The following is a 17,786-nucleotide window of genomic DNA, read 5'->3' on the forward strand; positions in this document are numbered from 1 at the left end:
TCTTTCGCATATTTTCTCCTTGCAATCAAAGGCGCGTGCGCCTCTTGATATAGATTGTATTCTTTCGCATATTTTCTCCTTGCAATCAAAGGCGCGTGCGCCTCTTGATATAGATGGTGTTTTTTCTCATCGGTAATTGTTCTCCTGATTAAATAATTATCGGAACGGTCAAGACCGTTCCCTACGGGGCGTGGTTTATCGGAACGGTCAAGACCGTTCCCTACGGGGCGTGGTTTATCGGAACGGTCAAGACCGTTCCCTACACAGAATTTGTGTAATATTTGTCTAATTGCCATTGAAGTGGATTCCCGTCAATATACTCCCATATTTCCCGGTAACCTTGCTCATTCCGAATAATTTCATCGTAAAATGATTTTTGCCATAATTCGATTCCCGGCCTGATTTCGTGAATTTTTTTAGATACACCGGATTTATAAAGGCCAATAATCGCAGGTAGTGTAGGGAATGGTCTTGACCATTCCGTTTCCTTGTTACATCCAATAATAATGATTGCATGAATGTGATTTGGCATAATCGCGAATTTGTCGATGGTTACCCCTTTAAAATGCGATGGTATATTAATTAATTCCTGCTGCGCTATCTTTCCGAAAATATTTAACTCTTCGATCGTCCCGAAAAGATGTTTCTTACCGCATGTACATATTGTTACATGATAATAATTTTGGCTGGAATAATCAAAACCCCGAAGGCGTGGAAGTTTACGATTCGGCAAATCCACGATATCCTCCTTTCATCTATTCGCGGGCTGTCACCCGCTCGGAACGGTCAAGACCGTTCCCTACAGAGGTGGGATGATGCAATCAAAAGCGTTCGGTCAATCGTGACGTGCTCCCTATTAATTAACCATATAAAACATGACAACAGAATGTCATATATCATTAAAAAATACTCATTTTTTGTTCATCTTCGTTTCTGCCTCACCTTGCTTTTGGAGTTCGATAATCTTGTCGCGCAGGAAGGCGGCGTGTTCAAAATCGAGCAGTTTGGCGGCCTGTTTCATCTGGGCGGTGAGCTCGTCGACGGCCTTCTGGCGCTCCTTGGCGGTCAGTTTGTCCGCCGCCTGCTTGTAGGCCTGTTCGGTGCGGCTGATCTCGAGAATACCGCGCACGCCCTTTTTGATGGTCTGCGGTGTGATGCCGTTGCTCTCGTTATATCGGGTCTGGATGCCGCGGCGGCGATAGGTCTCGTTGATGGCGGCCTCCATTGAACGGGTGACGTTGTCGGCGTACATGATGACTCTGCCCTCGGTGTTTCGGGCGGCGCGTCCGATGATCTGAATCAACGAGGTCTCCGCGCGCAGAAATCCCTCTTTGTCGGCGTCGAGGATCGCCACCAGCGACAGTTCGGGGATGTCCAAGCCCTCGCGCATCAGGTTGATACCGACCAATACGTCGAACTCGCCCAGACGGAAATCGCGGATGAGTTCCATGCGCTCAATGGTGTCGATTTCAAAGTGCAGGTACTTGACGCGGACATCCATTCGGGTCAGATAAGCGGTCAAATCCTCTGCCATCTTCTTGGTCATGGTTAAAACAAGCGCCCGTTCGCCTTTTTCGGCGGTCTTGTGAATCTGAGCGATCAGGTCGTCGATCTGTCCCTCGGTCGGGCGGACTTCGATGTTCGGGTCGAGCAGACCGGTCGGGCGGATGATCTGTTCGACGACTTCAGGGCATTTTTCGCGTTCGAACGGGCCGGGCGTCGCACTGACGTAAACCGCTTGATTGAGTTTATTGTAAAACTCATCGAACATCAGCGGGCGATGGTCGTAGGCTGACGGCAACCGGAATCCGTAGTCGATCAGGTTGGTCTTACGCGCACGGTCGCCTGCGTACATGCCGCGCACCTGCGGCAGGGACATATGCGATTCGTCGGCGAAGAACAGGAAGTCTTTTGGGAAATAGTCCAGCAGCGTATACGGCGGTTCGCCGGGATTCCTGCCCTCGAAGATCGGGGAATAGTTCTCGCTGCCCTTGACGTAGCCGACTTCACGCAGCATTTCCATATCATAACGGGTGCGCTGTTCGATGCGCTGGGCTTCGATCAGTTTGCCGTTGTCGGTGAACCATTTTTTGCGTTCGATCATCTCGGCTTCGATTCGAGCGAGTGAATCCTCGAGGACATCCGACGATATCAGATAGTGGGAAGCCGGATAGATTGCGACATGAGACAGCGTGGCGACGCGCTGACCGGTGACCGCCTGAAATTCGGTCAGCCGTTCGATGGTATCGCCGAAGAACTCGACCCGGATGCCGTTTTCGCCCGAGGCCGCCGGGAAGATATCGACCGTGTCGCCGCGCACCCGGAACTTATTGCGCTCAAAGGCGATGTCGTTGCGTTCGTAGTGGTCGGCGACGAGCTTTTTGATCAGTTCGTCGCGCTTCATCTGCATATCCGGACGCAGAGAGATGACCATTTCGCCGTAAAAGCGCGGATCGCCCAGACCGTAGATGCACGAGACACTCGAGACCACGATGACGTCACGGCGCTCGAACAGAGAAGTTGTGGCGCTGTGGCGCAGTTTTTCAATCTCAGTATTGATATTCAAATCCTTTTCGATATAAGTGTCGGTCGAGGGGATATAGGATTCGGGCTGATAATAATCGTAGTAGGAGACAAAGAACTCAACCGCGTTGTCGGGAAAGAACTCCCGAAACTCCGAACAGAGCTGCGCGGCCAGAATTTTATTATGTGCCAGCACCAGCGTCGGGCGGTTGATCGCCGCAATGACGTTGGCCATCGTAAAGGTTTTGCCGCTGCCGGTGACACCGAGCAGGCATTGCTCTTTTTTACCCGCCAACACGCCGTTGATGAGCTTATCGATGGCCTGCGGCTGGTCGCCGGTGGGCTTGTATTCGGATTTGAGGATGAACTTATCTTTCATTCGTACGCTCTTTTACACTTTCTTTGATGGAGACATAGTCGTCGTCGGCGATGATGATGTGGTCGTAGACGGTGATGCCGAGGTCGCGGCAGGCGGCGAGGATCATTGAGAGCGCCGCGTTATCGTTTGCCGACGGGATTGCAAAGCCCCCGGGGTGATTATGCGCCCAAATCAACTGATTTGCGCCGATTGCAACCGCTGTTTCGGCAATTGATGAGATGCGTGTGCTGACGGTATCGCTGTGCAAATCCCCGTATTCGCGCAGGTCGAGGATTTTACCGCTCTTGTCGGCGAAGATCACCGTCAGCATTTCTTCGGAAAGGGCAAAATAACGGGCGGTGAGGTGGTCGGCCAAAGCGGGGTCGTCAATGCGTTTTGGCAGGGGATGGCGTTCGGTGAGCGCTCTGCGTACAATAGCCGGTAAAAGGGCGATGAGTGCCGCTCTCTCTTCGGTCATGCCTGCAACACGCATCAGTTTTTCGGGCGGCGCCTCAAAAATCGAGGAAAAAGAACCGAACGATGTACAAAGGTTGTCCGATACCGCTTTGTCTGCCGATGTGAAAGCGAGCAGGCGGCGCAAAAAATCAGTTCGCTCTTTCGTCAGAAGGTTCATAGGGTATCCTCCTCTGAGAGCAGCGGATACCGGGAGGCGGCGATGGCGCTGCCGTCACAGCATAAAACTACATCTGCCAATCGGACCGAGGTGTGAGAAAACCGGGTGCGCAAATCGCCGATGGCCAAAATTTCGGAACGGGTATAAGAGGGATTTCCGTCACCGTGAGAGAGAATGATTATGACATGCGCCGCCGCGCAGGTGCCGGCTGCCAAAAAAACATCGTGAAAACACGCGGCGCTATCTTCGAAGTTGTTTTGAACTGTGACGAGGTTTTTTAACGACATCTTGGCGTCAAGGCACAGGATTCGGAGCAGGTTCGGATCGCCGCAGACGGTGGGCGCATACTGGAGCACCAGTGACGGGCTGTTGAAGTTGCGCATGCCCCGGATGCAGTCACACTTATCTTCGAAGTATGTGGGGGCGAATGCCGCACATAAACGCAGCAGCTCACCCGTTTTTCCGGTTCTTTCGGAATCCTCCAAAATCAATTTGTCAAATCCGTTTGACGCTTCAATCAGTTTATGCGCCGTCGGGTTGACGTCGACGCGTTTATGGGCGTAAAAAAGGAGGAGTTCTAGCAGCTCGTGGTCGTAAAATTCTCGCGATCCGTGCCGCAGAAACCGGTCGCGCAGACGTTTGCGGTGTCCGCCGTGAGGTGATTTTTGTGTATCCGTCAAGGACTCGTCCTCCTCTCCCGTAAAATCAACATGGAATAAATAATTATACCATATAACGCAAGACATGAAAAGGGTTTAGACCATAATTCAAATAACATTTTTAAACAATAGCTGAAATATATGGGAACATGTGTTGATTCAAATTTTTTCGTTTGATATAATGAATTTATTAACATTCGGCGGAGGATAAACATGTTTGATATTAAATCGCTTCAATCGGATTTTTCGCGCATTGACCGCGTGATGCGGGCGCGTGGGATTTTTACCGAACAGACCACCGGGAAACAATATTTCACGGGATATTCCTATGAGACGCTTTATGACTGGGATCAGTATTTTGAGAGCATTATTCAGCTTTATCTGGGCTGGGACACGCGTTATCCGAAAAACGGCGTCGAGATTTTTCTCGATCTGCAGAAACCGAACGGGCACATTCAACGCAGTTCGACAGGGTGCGACGCACAGCTCAGCGAGCATATCAAGCCCTTTTTGGCGCAGATTTGCCTGTTGATTTACCGCAAAGACGGAAATCTCGATTTTTTGACGGCGGAATATTACAGCCGTATGAAAAAGTATTTGAATTACTGGCTGTGTGACCGTGATCCGAACCGCAACGGCCTTTCGGTCTGGGACAGCGGACCGCATACCGGCATGGACAATCAGCATGAACGGGTCGGCTGGTGGCATGACTGCTTCTGTGAAGGCGTTGATCTGAATGCTTATCTGGTGCGTGAATGCCGCGCTTTTGCCCGTGTGGCCGAAATAAAAGGGCATCCCGATGACGCCGCCGAATTCGCGGCAACAGCCGACCGGGTTGCTTTGGCGGTGCAGCAATACTGCTGGAATGAAGAGGACGGGTATTTTTACGATTTGGATCAGCGTACAGGGCAACAGATCAAAATCAAATCAATCGCTTCTTACGCGGTTTTGTGGGCCGGAATCGCCACACCGGGGCAGGCCAAGCGAATGGTGGAAGAGCATCTGACCAACCCCGCCGAGTTTTACCGTCCGCTGCCGTTTCCCGCGCTGGCGGCGAACGACTCCGGCTACACCGAGGAAAAACTGCCGAAAGATCTAGGCTGCGGATGGCGGGCGCAGACCTGGGTGCCGACGAACTATTACGTTTTCCACGGGCTGCACAAATACGGCTATCATACGTTGGCTTCGGAAGTGGCCGAAAAGACTTTTCAAATGGTGAAGGAAATCGGCGACAGGGAATATTTTAATACCGAGAGCAGAACCGGAAACGGACTCAACCCGTTCTGGGGATGGACGTTGCTCGCCTATTTTATGCCGCTTGAGGATCGGTTTTCGCTCGACCCGACCGAGATCGGCCCCGATCTTTCGGATGCGTTCGACGTCACTGCAAAGGGGATTGGAGAATGAGCCATTATTTTACCGAGGACAAGAACCTGAAACACGAAATCGTGGATTTCGATTATTATTTCCGGGAAAATAAATTCACCTTTACGACCGACGCCGGGTTGTTTTCGAAAGGGCATATTGATCCTGCCACCGAAATTTTGCTGAACGCGATTGCGCCGCTGTCGGGTTCGCTGTTCGATTTGGGCTGCGGCTACGGGGTGATCGGAATTGTGCTGGCAAAAACCTATGGACTGAAACTGACGCAGGCCGATGTCAACGGGGCGGCGGTCGAATTGACAATCAAGAATGCAAAAGCAAACGGCGTGGGAGCAAAGGCGGTCAAATCCGACTGCTTTGATAATGTTTCCGGTACTTTCGATACGATTACGCTCAATCCGCCGATCCATGCGGGGAAAGCGGTCACTTACCGAATGTACGAGGAGTCGATTGACCACCTGAATCCCGGCGGGAAGTTTTATGTCGTCACGTTGAAAAAGCATGGGGCCGAGAGCACCGAGGCAAAATTGAAAAGCGTGTACGGCAACTGCGAGACGGTTTATAAGAAAAAAGGCGTTTTTGTATTCTGTTGTGTGAAGTGAGGTTTGTATCCAACGGTATTCAGGTCATGAGATTCTTCTGACTATGGGGCTGCAAAGCGATTTATAAAAGAAAGGGGCGGCGCTGATTAGCGCCGCCCTTTTTGCGGTAAAATGAGGATAGCACGAGATTGTACGCGAATGCAGTGCGGATTCCAATTGTAATACCATGCTCGGAAAAGCGCGTTCGGAAGCGAGACCTGTAGAAATTGCGGTGCATATGACCACAGGTTCTCACCTGCAGCGTCGCTTTTTGCGGTAAAATGAGGGGCAGGCGTTTGTCAATTGGCGATGAATAAATATAAATCCATAGTGAATTAGTATGAATTTTTACAAAAAGTCTTTTCAAACGGCAAAAAACCTGATATAATAATACGGTTATTTACATGACCGTATGAGTCAATAATTTTGGAGGTAAAAGAATGAGTCAAAAATTTGTCTATCTGTTCTCTGAGGGGAGCGGAAAAATGCGCGAGCTTTTGGGCGGAAAAGGCGCCAACCTCGCGGAGATGACAAACCTCGGTATGCCCGTACCCCAGGGCTTTACCATCACCACCGAGGCCTGCACGAAGTATTATGAAGACGGCAAGAAAATTGCGCCGGAAATTGAAAAAGAAATTTATGAATACCTCGCCACCATGGAAAATATCTGCGGCAAAAAACTCGGCGATTCTAAAAACCCCCTGCTTGTGTCCGTGCGCTCCGGCGCCCGCGCCTCCATGCCCGGCATGATGGATACAATTTTGAATCTCGGCCTGAACGACACGGTTGTCGAAGGATTGGCCGCACTCACAAAAAACCCCCGTTTCGCCTATGACAGCTACCGCCGCTTTATTCAAATGTTCTCCGACGTTGTAATGGAACTCTCCAAAAAGGACTTTGAAAAGATTATTGATGCGCTGAAAGAACAGCGCGGCATTACACTCGACCTCGATTTGACCGAGGATGATATGAAGACCCTCGTAGTCAAATTTAAAGCATACTATAAAGAAAAACTCGGTTCCGATTTCCCGACTGAACCGAAGGTTCAACTGATGGAAGCCGTTAAAGCCGTTTTCCGCTCCTGGGACAACCCCCGTGCGATCTATTACCGCAAGGAAAACGACATCCCTTATTCCTGGGGTACCGCTGTCAACGTCCAGTCGATGGTGTTCGGCAACATGGGTACAACCTCCGGCACCGGCGTTGCATTCACACGCAATCCGTCCACCGGCGAGAGGAAATTTTACGGTGAATTTTTGATGAACGCGCAGGGCGAAGACGTCGTCGCGGGTATCCGCACACCGCAGACCATCGACCAGTTGAAAGAGATTATGCCCGAGGTCTATGACCAGTTTATGGCCATCGCGGACAAGCTTGAAAACCATTACCGCGATATGCAGGATATGGAGTTTACCATCGAAAACGGGAAGCTTTATATGCTCCAAACCAGAAACGGCAAACGTACCGCCGTCGCCGCGTTGAAAATCGCGGTCGACCTCGTGGCGGAAGGCATGCTGACCAAGGAAGAGGCCGTGATGAAGGTCGAGCCCAAACAGCTTGACGCTTTACTGCACCCGCAGTTTGACACGGCTGCGTTGAAAAAAGCGGCGCCGATTGCCGTTGGTCTGAATGCCTCTCCGGGCGCCGCCAGCGGACAGATCTGCTTTAGTGCCGAAGACGCGATTAAGGCACATGCGGCCGGTAAAAAAGTCGTTTTGGTGCGCCTTGAGACCTCTCCGGAGGATATTGAGGGCATGGCTTCTTCGCAGGGTATTTTAACGGTACGCGGCGGCAGAACCTCACATGCGGCAGTCGTTGCAAGAGGTATGGGTACCTGCTGCGTCGCGGGCTGCGGTGACATCAAGATTGACGAACATGCCAAGACCTTTACGGTTGACGGCAAAAAAGTATATCACGAGGGCGATTATATCTCGCTCGACGGCACGACCGGCAACGTTTACGGCGAGGCGATTCCGACTGTCGAAGCCTCGATCTCCGGTGACTTCCAGACGTTTATGAGCTGGGCCGATGCGATTCGCAAGCTTAAGGTCCGGACCAATGCCGACACACCGCGTGATGCCATGCAAGCCGTCAAATTCGGCGCAGAGGGCATCGGCCTTTGCCGTACCGAGCATATGTTCTTTGAGAGCGACCGCATCATGGCGATGCGTGAAATGATTGTCGCAAAGACCATGGAACAGCGTAAAAAGGCACTTGAGAAGCTGCTGCCGATGCAGCGCGGCGACTTCGAGGGCATTTATGAAGCCATGCAGGGTTATCCGGTGACCATCCGTTACCTCGATCCGCCGCTGCATGAATTCCTGCCCACAGAGGAAAAAGATATCGAGATACTGGCAAAAGAGCTTGACATGACGGTCGATGCACTCAAACAGATCATCTCCGATCTGCACGAGTTCAACCCGATGATGGGTCACCGCGGCTGCCGTCTGGCCGTCTCGTTCCCCGAGATTGCCGAGATGCAGACCAAAGCCGTCATCGAGGCCGCCATCAATGTCCAGAAGCGCCATCCCGAATGGAAAATGGTGCCCGAAATTATGATTCCGCTGGTCGGCGACGTCAACGAGCTGGCATTCGTGAAAAAAATCGTCGTCGAGAACGCAGACAGGATCATCAAAGAGGCCGGTATCGACATGAAATATTCGGTCGGTACGATGATCGAGATCCCGAGGGCTGCCGTCACCGCTGACGAGATCGCCAAAGAAGCTGAGTTTTTCTCCTTCGGAACCAACGATCTGACCCAGATGACTTTCGGATTCTCCCGCGACGACGCGGGGAAATTCCTCGAAGCCTATTACGCCAAGAAGGTCTATGAATCCGATCCGTTCGCGCGTCTTGACCAGAATGGCGTGGGTAAATTGATTGAAATGGCCGTTAAACTCGGCAAACAGACTCGCCCGACCATCAAACTGGGCATCTGCGGCGAACACGGCGGGGACCCGAGTTCGATTGAATTCTGTCATAAGACCGGATTGAATTATGTCTCCTGCTCGCCCTACCGCGTGCCGATCGCACGCCTTGCGGCGGCCCAGGCGGCGATTAAATACCCCAGATAATGTAGGAGCAAACTGCGTTCTCCCGTATACAGTGGCATTTTTGTTTGAAGATATAAAGATCCCGCCCGCGGCGAAGACGCGGGCGGGATCTTTATCATAGCATTCGGTTGTCATCCTGAGCACAGCGAAGGATCTCTGACTGATAAAAGCTGAAAACATCATATCTGTAAGACATAACCTGTCCGAAATTCTGCTATGCGTCGCTTGCAACGCTTTCAGAATTGACATAATGTATTATATTCACAAGTTTATAACACCCATGGCGAAAGCCGTGGGCGGGTTTGTTTTTGCCGGAAAATATCTGAGTCATATTGACAGGATGTGGAAATTGTGATATAACCATGTTAAACACGATAATGCAGAGAAACGCATTATCGAAATGGAACCGGAGGATATTATGAAAAAGAGAATGTTGGGTTTTATTGCGGCAGCGATGGCACTGGTATTGCTGTTTTCCGCGGGATGTGAAACAACGACAATCCAAGCACTGCCGGCAACACAGTTTGACACGGATAATGAACTGACCGTTGAACAGATGAGACAGGATCTCGACTATCTTGAGCAATGGCTTGATTATAATCATATCGATGCCTGGCACCGTATTTCAAGAGACGATTTTCATGCTGAGATTGAAGCACTTGAAGAAAAACTCGATGGTATGACGCGTACACAGTTTGAATATGAAATCGTAAGACTGGCGGCTTTGATCGGCGATGCCCACACTTCAGCAGCCCTTGAGAGTATATACAAAGGTTACCGCCGGGAGATCTCCTATGAAGTCAAGAGCTTCGACGACGGATGGTATATTGTAAGAACCGATATCGATCATAAAGAGTGCCTCGGCTGGAGAATCGATAAAATCAATGGGTTTAACAGAGAACAGATCACCGAGAAGCTAAAACCTTATATCTCAACCGAGACCGAGTCTTGGATGCAATATAAGCTATCTTCTAGTATTAACAACTGGGATATTCTATATTTGTGCGGCGTCGTCAATACCGAAACGGTCACATTGACGCTGTCAAAGGACGGAAAAACAAAAAAGGTGCAATATACCGCAAAGCCCCATCTCGATATTTACAATCTGACTTATGTCACTTTGTCAACGATGGACGGATATACGGAGATCGAGACCGGGATCAACAATGAATATTATCGGTATATCGAATACGACGACCTGCTGTTTGTGCAGTATAACGTCTGTAAAAACAGTACGACATACAATATGACAAATTTCGTTTCTAAATTGGAAGTAAAACAAGCAGAAAAAAATTATCGGAATCTTGTTATCGACCTGCGTTATAACACCGGCGGAAGTTCCAACGTCATTGATCCGCTGTGCGAATTTGCCGATGATTTTGTGAAGTCTGGCGGAAACTTGTATGTGCTCATCGGTGAGATGACCTTCTCATCGGGCGTATGGGCTGTAATCTCCCTGTCTGCATATAATCCCGTGTTTATCGGAAAACCAACCGGCGGCGGAATCAATCATTACGGCAGTGTGGACGCAACCGTGAGACTTGATAACAGCGGTGTATACATCGGGTGCTCGACCAAGTGGTTTCAGATTCTGGCAGATTCCGAAATTGCATCCGGGATGCCCGATATCGTTGCCGAACATACCTTCGGGGATTATTTCAACGGTGTCGATCCTGAACTTGCGGTTGTCAGAAAATTGATTTCCGGTGAGACCGAAACCCCTTCGCCGCAGACGTTTGAGTTGTTCAGCGGAAAGAGAGCCGAGAGTTGGGCTGAAAGCTTTGATTTTGAGAAATACCCTTGGGCTAACAGCATGGACGGCGGATTTTTCGGTTATCTTGGCACAAAGTGCGTATCGAAATGGATTGATTCTCGATATAAAAGTGACGATTATCCCGGTATGATGCCTGCGGTCTTTGCACAGGATTTTGATCTGACGCCCGAAGAACTCGTGGCAGTTATGCGGTTTGACACCCATCGTCGGGCGAGTTACGGCGGTACAACGGATTACTATACCGAAGAGGATATCAAAGCTGCGCTGATTTTTGCTTTCGGTAGTGATGAATTTGACGAAGCAAAAGTACCCGACCTCGAATTCAATCTCTCCTATGTTGAATTTTGGTCGGTTTACGGAACCGATCCGGTTGAGAATATGGAGGCGCTTGGGGCGACTGTTGAAAATGCGATTCCGTGGAGTTTTATCACCGAGACCGGAATCAGGAGTTATCTGGCATGGGTAAGCGGACTCTCAGATAAAAACGAATATACATTACAGAATTTCCTGGAATACACCGAGCTTTCCATCGTGGCTTACGACGATATTTTTAATACGTTGAAAAAAGGGACGTCATTGACTTTGTACGGTGATGAAAAAATCGCAGAAATTCGTACCGAGGTTTACGGGTATTGAATTGATAACGGGAAAGGAAAAGGAGCGATTTTTCAGATCGTTCCTTTTTCTTTTTGCGCGAGGTATGAGAGCAGTTTCGTATATTCGTCTTGATACCCGAAGGTCTCAAAATCTTTTCGGTATTTGCGGTAGACCATTTTCGCGGTCTTTGGTGTGTAATAATCCATCCAGTTGCCTTTACCGCTTTGGTTATAATGCTTCAACGGGGCAAAACCGTATTTTTGGCGGATCGGCTCATAATCGGCTTCGAGGTTTTCAAATTTACCTACAAAGTCCGCGATGCATTTGCCATGGCGATATAAAGACGCAAATTGCGGACGAAAGTGTTCTTCCGCCAGGCGCTTCGGAATCAAACAGACCATTTTGACAAATCGTTCGAATCCTCTGTCTTTCGATAAAAAGTGGAGCATATAAAAATCGAAGGCAAGATGTTTATTGCCCATTTCTGCATCATGATGGTATTTGCTTGCATAGCAGGAAACCAACCGATCAAACGGATTTCGAACAAATGAAAAACGAAAATAGTCCGAGCGCGGATTAAAATTCCTGTGAAGTCCAAGTGCGGCTCGGTGTACCGAATTGTCGTCTTTGAAATCACGGTTTACAATGCTTGCCTTTATAGAAGAACAAGCGGTTTTGGGTATGGAAATAAAGGTCAGTTTCTTCTCCGGTATATCAAGATATCGCGTCGGATATGAAGAGCCGAATCGGATCAGATATTTTATCTCGTTGAAAAAGGTGTAGCCCAGTGAAACAAGTCCCCAGCGCTCCAGAAAAGCGCCGATTTTTTTACGAAGTTTCCCCATTTTTCCTCCTTGTTCTCAGTTTTAGTCTGAATCGGTTATACTGATTTTTCTTCTTTTGCCGCAAGATATTTTAAAAGTTTTTCATATTCATCTTGATAGCCGAAAGTCTCTATATCCCTTCGGTATTTGCGATAGATCATTTCTGCGGTTTTGAGTGTGTAATAATCCATCCAGTTGCCTTTATCGGTTTTGTTGTAATGCGCTAAAGGCGAGAAGCCGTATTTTTGGCGGATCGGTTCGTAATCGGTTTCGAGGTTTTCGAATTTGCCTACGAAATCCGCTATACATTTTCCGTTCCGATATAGGGTCAGATATTGAGAACGGAAATGCTCTTCCGCAAAGCGTTTTGGAATCATACACACCCTTTTTACAAAATGATCGAACCCTTTGTCTTTTGAGAGGAATCCGAGTAAGTAGTAGTCGTAGACGAGATGTTGCGGTTTGCCGGATTTGGTGGTTTTAGGATCATGATGATATTTGCTCTCATAACAGGAGACCAATCGATCAAAAGGATTGCGGACGAATGAAAAAATGAAATATTTCCGGTGGGTATTCGCCGTTTCGTATTTGTCCCGCAATACAGAATGAACCGAATAATCGTCATTGAATTTTCGGTTGGCCATGCTGGCTTTAATCGAGGAACAGGCAGCTTTCGGCACGGAGATATAGGTGATTTCTTTTTCGGGCATATCAATATGGCCGATCGGATAAAAGAGACCGTGTTTTATCAGGTTGAACAGCCCCTTGGCAAAGAGGTATATAGTTATCATAAAATCCCACTGCGAGAAGAAAGGCACAACTTTTTCACGATAGATCCCCATTTTTCCTCCTTGATTTAATAACGATGGTCAAGATATATTCTGCTCTTTTTCCGCGAGATATTTTAAAAGTTTTTCATATTCATCTTGGTACCCGAAGATTTCAAAGTCTTTTTTGAATTTACGGTAGACCATTTTCGCGGTTTTGGGCGTGTAATAATCCATCCAATTGCTTCTGTTGCTCTTATTATAATGCCTTAAGGGATCAAAGCCATATTTCGCACGGATCGGTTCGTAATCGATTTCGAGGTTTTCGAATTTGCCGACAAAATCCATCATGCATTTGCCATGACGGTAAATAGTGAGGTATTGAGAACGGAAATGCATGTTGGCGAACCTTTTCGGAATGATGCAGACGGATTTAATAAACCGATTGAACCCGCGGTCTTTTGCGAGTGAACCAAGGAGATAGAAGCGAAAATCCAAGACGTCCATCTTGATTTCGACATCACGGTGATATTTACTTTCATAGCAGGAAACCAGCCGGTCAAAGGGATTGCGGACAAAAGAGAATTTGAAATATTCGGGATCGTCTTTTAACAGTTTTGGTTCCCCGGGTATCTCCCGATGAACGGAATAATCGTCTTTGAAATTTTGAAGATATAAGCTTGCCTTAATAGAGGAGCAGGCAACTTTCGGCATAATACAGTAAGTAACTTTTTTATCCGGGATTTCCAGATAGGTCGGGGGATGAAAAAATCCAAACTTCACTAGGTTTTTGATTTCGTTGATTGCGGTATAACTCTGCGAGACAAGCCCCCAGCGTTCGAGAAAAGCGCCGACCTTTTTACGAAGTTTCCCCATTTTTTCTCCTTGTTTTAAGTGTTATTTAGAATTGGGTGTACCGATTTTTCTTCTTTTGCTGCAAGATATTTTAAAAGTTTTTCATATTCATCTTGATAACCGAAAGTTTCGAAATCTTTTCGGTATTTGCGATAGACCATTTTGGCGGTTTTGGGCGTGTAATAATCCATCCAGTTGCCTTTATCGGTTTTGTTGTAATGTTTCAACGGGGCAAAGCCGTACTTTTGGCGAATCGGTTCATAATCGGTTTCGAGGTTTTCGAATTTGCCTATGAAGTCTGCAACGCATTTGCCATGGCGGTATAGGGAAGAATGCTGAGATCGAAAGTGTTTTTCAGCGAGACACCCCGGAATTCGGCAAATCGCTTTGATGAAGTGTTCAAATCCCAGATCTTTAGAAATAATGCCCAATAAGTAGTGCTTATAAGTTAGATATGGTTTTTTGATGGCTGCGTCACGGTGAAATTTACTTTCATAACAAGAGGCCAACCGATCAAAAGGGTTGCGCACAAATGAAAATACAAAGTAATCGGAATTCAGACGGGGAAATCGAAATTTTCCGCCTATCGCCGTGTGTACCGAATAGTCATCCGGAAAGTTCCGGTTGGTAATACTGGCTTTAAAAGAGGAACAAGCCGCTTTCGGAATATTGATATAAGCGCTTTGTTTTTCGGGAACTTCAATATATTCGGGCGGATCGACAAAGCCGAATCGAATCAAATGAATTGCCGACATCATAAAGACGTATGCAGTGATTGCAAAATCCCAACGCTTAATCCTTTCCCGAAATGTCCCCATATTTCCTCCTATTTCGACAAATATTTGAAAATGAAAGAGGGGACATGGCAGTCCCCTCTTTTTGTTTTGTTGTTATCTCTTTGAGAACTGCGGCGCGCGACGGGCCTTTTTGAGACCGTACTTCTTGCGCTCGACCATTCTCGGGTCACGTGTGAGGAACCCGGCTTTTTTCAGCGGCAGGCGGAGGTTTTCGTCAAACTTCAGCAGTGCGCGCGAAATGCCGTGGCGGATGGCACCCGCCTGACCGGAGACGCCGCCGCCGTCGACATTGCAGACGATGTCGAACTTCGCGGAGGTTTCGGTCAGCACCAGCGGCTGACGCACCAACAGCTTGAGGGTGTCGAGGCCGAAATAGTCGTCGATGGTGCGGTCGTTGATCGTGATGTTGCCGCTGCCCGGATAGAGGCGGACTCTGGCGACTGAGCTTTTTCTTCTGCCCGTGCCGTAGAAATAGGGAACTGTATCGTACATTTAAAGTGTCCTCCTTAGTCCTGATACGCGAGGGTCTTGGGCTTCTGAGCCTCGTGTTTGTGCTCGGCGCCGGCATAGACCTTCAGGCGGGACAAGCTGTTTCTGCCGATGGAATTGGCAGGCAACATGCGCTTGATCGCCAGATACATGGCTTTTTCGGGATCGTTGTTCATCATGGTCTTGTATTGGATGGACTTGAGATGACCGATATAGCCGGTGTGATACTGATAATACTTCTTCTCGGCTTTATTGCCGGTCAGAACCGCTTTGGCAGCGTTGACGATGATGACATTGTCGCCGCAGTCGACATGGGGTGTGAAGATGACTTTGTGTTTTCCGCGCAGGACAGCGGCAGCCTGTGCCGCAATTCTGCCCAGCGGTTTCCCGGCTGCATCTATCACATACCACTCGCGGGCAAGTTCGTTGCCCTTTGGCATAAATGTGGACATAAATCAGATTCCTCCGTTAAAATATCGCCTTTTGCAAAACCCCGTGAGCGGGTTTACGCTTAGCCTGATTATTATAATGCAGCCAAAAATCGATGTCAAGGGATTTTGGGGATTATTTTAAAACACGGTTTTAATAATCGATTTAACTTGATTTATGTCAATTTATCTTTGAATATCTCATTCCGAATTTTTATAAATTTGCAAAAAACGATCTGCGGCTCTTGACAATTATGTGACGGAGGTGTAAAATTTGTAAGAATATTCGTGTACTTCGCCGGTTGTGAAGCTTGTATGCGTGTTTAGCTGAATTACGCATTTCATTTCCAGCGCCAAATGCACGGGTTTGACATACAGGAGGTGCAGTTTTTGAAACTGTTTAGTGCCGTAATCGGCGCATTGCTTGATCAACAGCCCGTTTGGGCGATTGTGATATGCGTAGTGGTAATTGTCCTGGCAATACTCGTCGGATATCTGATTTCCGAGAGTAAGCACAAGAGAGAAGAGGCCAAAAATGCCGCGGCCCTGGAAGCGGCTAATATGCGTATCGCCGAAAGTGAAAGCAAGGCGGGCGAGATCATCCGCAACGCCAACAAAGAGGCCGCGAAGTTGCAGAATGAAGCGCTTCGCAATGCCGAAAGCCGGAAAAAAGAAATGATGATCGAGGCTAAGGATGAGATTTTTCATCTTCGTTCCGAGGCTGACAAGGAACTCAAAGAACGCCGCAAGGAAGTTCAATTTGCCGAACAGCGGCTGCTTCAAAAGGAAGAGGCCCTCGATCGTAAGCTCGAGAACGTCGACAAAAAAGAAGAATCCCTCAACGACAGAATTAAGCAGGCCGAGGCCAAAAACGCCGAAGCCGAAAAGCTCCGCCAGGATCAGCAGAAGCTGCTTGAGGAAATGTCCGGCTACACCGCCGAACAAGCTAAGAAGTATCTGTTGGATATGGTGGACGCAGAACTTGTTCACGACAAAGCACTGCGGCTGAAAGCTTATGAAAACAATCTGAAAGAGGAGTCCGAATCCGCCGCCAAGGAGATTCTGACCACGGCCATTCAGCGTTATGCCGCAGAACACGTCTCCGAGGTTACGGTATCGGTTGTCCCGCTGCCGAACGACGAGATGAAAGGCCGCATCATCGGCCGCGAGGGTCGGAACATTCGTACCATCGAGACCATGACCGGCGTGGATCTGATCATTGACGACACGCCCGAGGCCATCACGATTTCATCCTTCGACCCGGTGCGCCGCGAAATTGCCCGTCAAGCCCTTGAAAAACTGGTCTGCGACGGACGTATCCACCCGGCACGCATCGAGGAGATTGTCGAAAAGACCCGCAACGAGGTCGAGGCCACGATCAAAGAGGCCGGCGAACGCGCCGCGCTCTCGGTCGGCATTCACGGCATCAACCCCGATCTGGTCAGAGTTCTCGGACGCCTGCGCTACCGCACAAGTTACGGGCAGAATGCGCTTGAACATTCCACAGAGGTCGCGTTTATCGCCGGACTCATGGCCGCCGAAATCGGCGTCGATCCGGTTATGGCACGCCGCGCGGGATTACTGCACGACATCGGCAAGGCCATCGACCACGAAACCGAGGGGTCGCATGTCTCCATCGGTGCGGAACTGGCCAGAAAATACCGTGAGAACGAGATCGTCATCAACTCGATCGAATCCCATCACGGCGACGTCGAGCCGACGGGCATCATCTCGGTGCTGGTTGCGGCAGCCGACGCGGTTTCCGCCGCAAGGCCGGGCGCAAGACGCGAAAACATCCAGACCTACATCAAGCGGCTTGAACAACTCGAGAATATCGCCAACAGCTTTGACGGCGTCGAGAAGTCCTTCGCCATGCAAGCCGGACGCGAGATCCGCATCATGGTCAAGCCCGAACTGGTCAACGACGACACCATCACCGTCATGGCGCACGACATCGTCAAACGCATCGAGGACGAGATGGATTATCCCGGCCAGATCAAGGTGCACGTCATCCGCGAAAACCGCGCGATCGAGTTCGCGAAGTAAATCACACAAATCAAACGC

15 protein-coding genes are annotated in these 17,786 nt (G+C 49.0%); 5 read left to right on the plus strand and 10 right to left on the minus strand.

Annotated features, from left to right (window positions below; translation table 11 throughout):
• Positions 1–259: 259 nt before the first annotated feature.
• The 4 genes from PK629_00950 to PK629_00965 form a co-directional block, all read right to left on the minus strand.
• The gene (locus tag PK629_00950; protein ID HOP10038.1) at positions 260–739 is read right to left on the minus strand and encodes a hypothetical protein; all 480 of its coding nucleotides are present in this window, start codon (positions 737–739) and stop codon (positions 260–262) included.
• Between the two features lie 171 nt (positions 740–910).
• Complete coding sequence (uvrB, locus tag PK629_00955) at positions 911–2,902, minus strand: excinuclease ABC subunit UvrB (protein HOP10039.1); 1,992 nt, start codon at positions 2,900–2,902, stop codon at positions 911–913.
• On the minus strand, positions 2,892–3,515 hold the full coding sequence (locus PK629_00960) for a JAB domain-containing protein (protein ID HOP10040.1): 624 nt from the start codon (positions 3,513–3,515) through the stop codon (positions 2,892–2,894). Before PK629_00960 ends, uvrB begins: the two co-directional genes overlap by 11 nt.
• A complete protein-coding gene (locus PK629_00965; GenBank protein HOP10041.1) occupies positions 3,512–4,195 on the minus strand; it encodes a hypothetical protein in 684 nt (227 codons plus the stop codon). Before PK629_00965 ends, PK629_00960 begins: the two co-directional genes overlap by 4 nt.
• A 192-nt stretch (positions 4,196–4,387) precedes the next feature.
• On the opposite strand from PK629_00965, the gene PK629_00970 reads away from it, so the two are divergent.
• The 4 genes from PK629_00970 to PK629_00985 all read left to right on the plus strand — a co-directional run bounded on the left by PK629_00970 (position 4,388) and on the right by PK629_00985 (position 11,601).
• Positions 4,388–5,581, plus strand: coding sequence for a trehalase family glycosidase (locus tag PK629_00970; GenBank protein ID HOP10042.1), 1,194 nt, complete (start codon positions 4,388–4,390; stop codon positions 5,579–5,581).
• Positions 5,578–6,159, plus strand: coding sequence for a methyltransferase (locus PK629_00975; protein ID HOP10043.1), 582 nt, complete (start codon positions 5,578–5,580; stop codon positions 6,157–6,159). The genes PK629_00970 and PK629_00975 overlap by 4 nt, the downstream gene beginning before the upstream one ends.
• Before the next feature lie 419 nt (positions 6,160–6,578).
• Positions 6,579–9,212: a pyruvate, phosphate dikinase gene (gene ppdK / locus PK629_00980; GenBank protein HOP10044.1), complete on the plus strand. Its 2,634-nt coding sequence runs from the start codon at positions 6,579–6,581 to the stop codon at positions 9,210–9,212.
• Between the two features lie 397 nt (positions 9,213–9,609).
• A complete protein-coding gene (locus PK629_00985) occupies positions 9,610–11,601 on the plus strand; it encodes a S41 family peptidase (GenBank protein ID HOP10045.1) in 1,992 nt (663 codons plus the stop codon).
• Between the two features lie 32 nt (positions 11,602–11,633).
• Here the strand turns inward: PK629_00985 and PK629_00990 are convergent, their stop codons facing one another.
• From PK629_00990 to rplM, 6 genes are all read right to left on the minus strand, one after another.
• Positions 11,634–12,407 (minus strand): sulfotransferase family 2 domain-containing protein, encoded by a 774-nt coding sequence (locus tag PK629_00990; GenBank protein ID HOP10046.1) that lies wholly within the window; start codon positions 12,405–12,407, stop codon positions 11,634–11,636.
• A 35-nt stretch (positions 12,408–12,442) separates the two neighbouring features.
• Complete coding sequence (locus PK629_00995) at positions 12,443–13,228, minus strand: sulfotransferase family 2 domain-containing protein (GenBank protein HOP10047.1); 786 nt, start codon at positions 13,226–13,228, stop codon at positions 12,443–12,445.
• A gap of 27 nt (positions 13,229–13,255) precedes the next feature.
• Positions 13,256–14,029: a sulfotransferase family 2 domain-containing protein gene (locus PK629_01000; protein HOP10048.1), complete on the minus strand. Its 774-nt coding sequence runs from the start codon at positions 14,027–14,029 to the stop codon at positions 13,256–13,258.
• Between the two features lie 14 nt (positions 14,030–14,043).
• On the minus strand, positions 14,044–14,826 hold the full coding sequence (locus PK629_01005; protein ID HOP10049.1) for a sulfotransferase family 2 domain-containing protein: 783 nt from the start codon (positions 14,824–14,826) through the stop codon (positions 14,044–14,046).
• Positions 14,827–14,898: 72 nt separating this feature from the next.
• On the minus strand, positions 14,899–15,297 hold the full coding sequence (gene rpsI / locus PK629_01010) for a 30S ribosomal protein S9 (GenBank protein HOP10050.1): 399 nt from the start codon (positions 15,295–15,297) through the stop codon (positions 14,899–14,901).
• A 14-nt stretch (positions 15,298–15,311) separates the two neighbouring features.
• Positions 15,312–15,746 carry a 50S ribosomal protein L13 gene (rplM, locus tag PK629_01015; protein ID HOP10051.1) on the minus strand — a complete coding sequence of 145 codons (435 nt, stop codon included), beginning with the start codon at positions 15,744–15,746 and terminating at the stop codon, positions 15,312–15,314.
• Positions 15,747–16,112: 366 nt separating this feature from the next.
• On the opposite strand from rplM, the gene rny reads away from it, so the two are divergent.
• The gene (rny, locus tag PK629_01020) at positions 16,113–17,768 is read left to right on the plus strand and encodes a ribonuclease Y (GenBank protein ID HOP10052.1); all 1,656 of its coding nucleotides are present in this window, start codon (positions 16,113–16,115) and stop codon (positions 17,766–17,768) included.
• Positions 17,769–17,786 lie beyond the last annotated feature (18 nt).

Source organism: Oscillospiraceae bacterium, assembly GCA_035380125.1.
In the GTDB taxonomy this organism is placed as follows: Bacteria; Bacillota; Clostridia; order Oscillospirales; family JAKOTC01; genus DAOPZJ01.

Bases quoted from the DNA above. Each gene is read 5' to 3' on its own strand.
- PK629_00975 (HOP10043.1), top strand. From the start codon at position 5,578: ATGAGCCATTATTTTACCGAGGACAAGAACCTGAAACACGAAATCGTG.
- rplM (HOP10051.1), bottom strand. From the start codon at position 15,746: ATGTCCACATTTATGCCAAAGGGCAACGAACTTGCCCGCGAGTGGTAT.
- PK629_00960 (HOP10040.1), bottom strand. From the start codon at position 3,515: ATGAACCTTCTGACGAAAGAGCGAACTGATTTTTTGCGCCGCCTGCTC.
- PK629_00995 (HOP10047.1), bottom strand. From the start codon at position 13,228: ATGGGGATCTATCGTGAAAAAGTTGTGCCTTTCTTCTCGCAGTGGGAT.
- rpsI (HOP10050.1), bottom strand. From the start codon at position 15,297: ATGTACGATACAGTTCCCTATTTCTACGGCACGGGCAGAAGAAAAAGC.
- PK629_01000 (HOP10048.1), bottom strand. From the start codon at position 14,029: ATGGGGAAACTTCGTAAAAAGGTCGGCGCTTTTCTCGAACGCTGGGGG.
- PK629_00985 (HOP10045.1), top strand. From the start codon at position 9,610: ATGAAAAAGAGAATGTTGGGTTTTATTGCGGCAGCGATGGCACTGGTA.
- PK629_01005 (HOP10049.1), bottom strand. From the start codon at position 14,826: ATGGGGACATTTCGGGAAAGGATTAAGCGTTGGGATTTTGCAATCACT.
- PK629_00970 (HOP10042.1), top strand. From the start codon at position 4,388: ATGTTTGATATTAAATCGCTTCAATCGGATTTTTCGCGCATTGACCGC.
- PK629_00990 (HOP10046.1), bottom strand. From the start codon at position 12,407: ATGGGGAAACTTCGTAAAAAAATCGGCGCTTTTCTGGAGCGCTGGGGA.
- uvrB (HOP10039.1), bottom strand. From the start codon at position 2,902: ATGAAAGATAAGTTCATCCTCAAATCCGAATACAAGCCCACCGGCGAC.
- ppdK (HOP10044.1), top strand. From the start codon at position 6,579: ATGAGTCAAAAATTTGTCTATCTGTTCTCTGAGGGGAGCGGAAAAATG.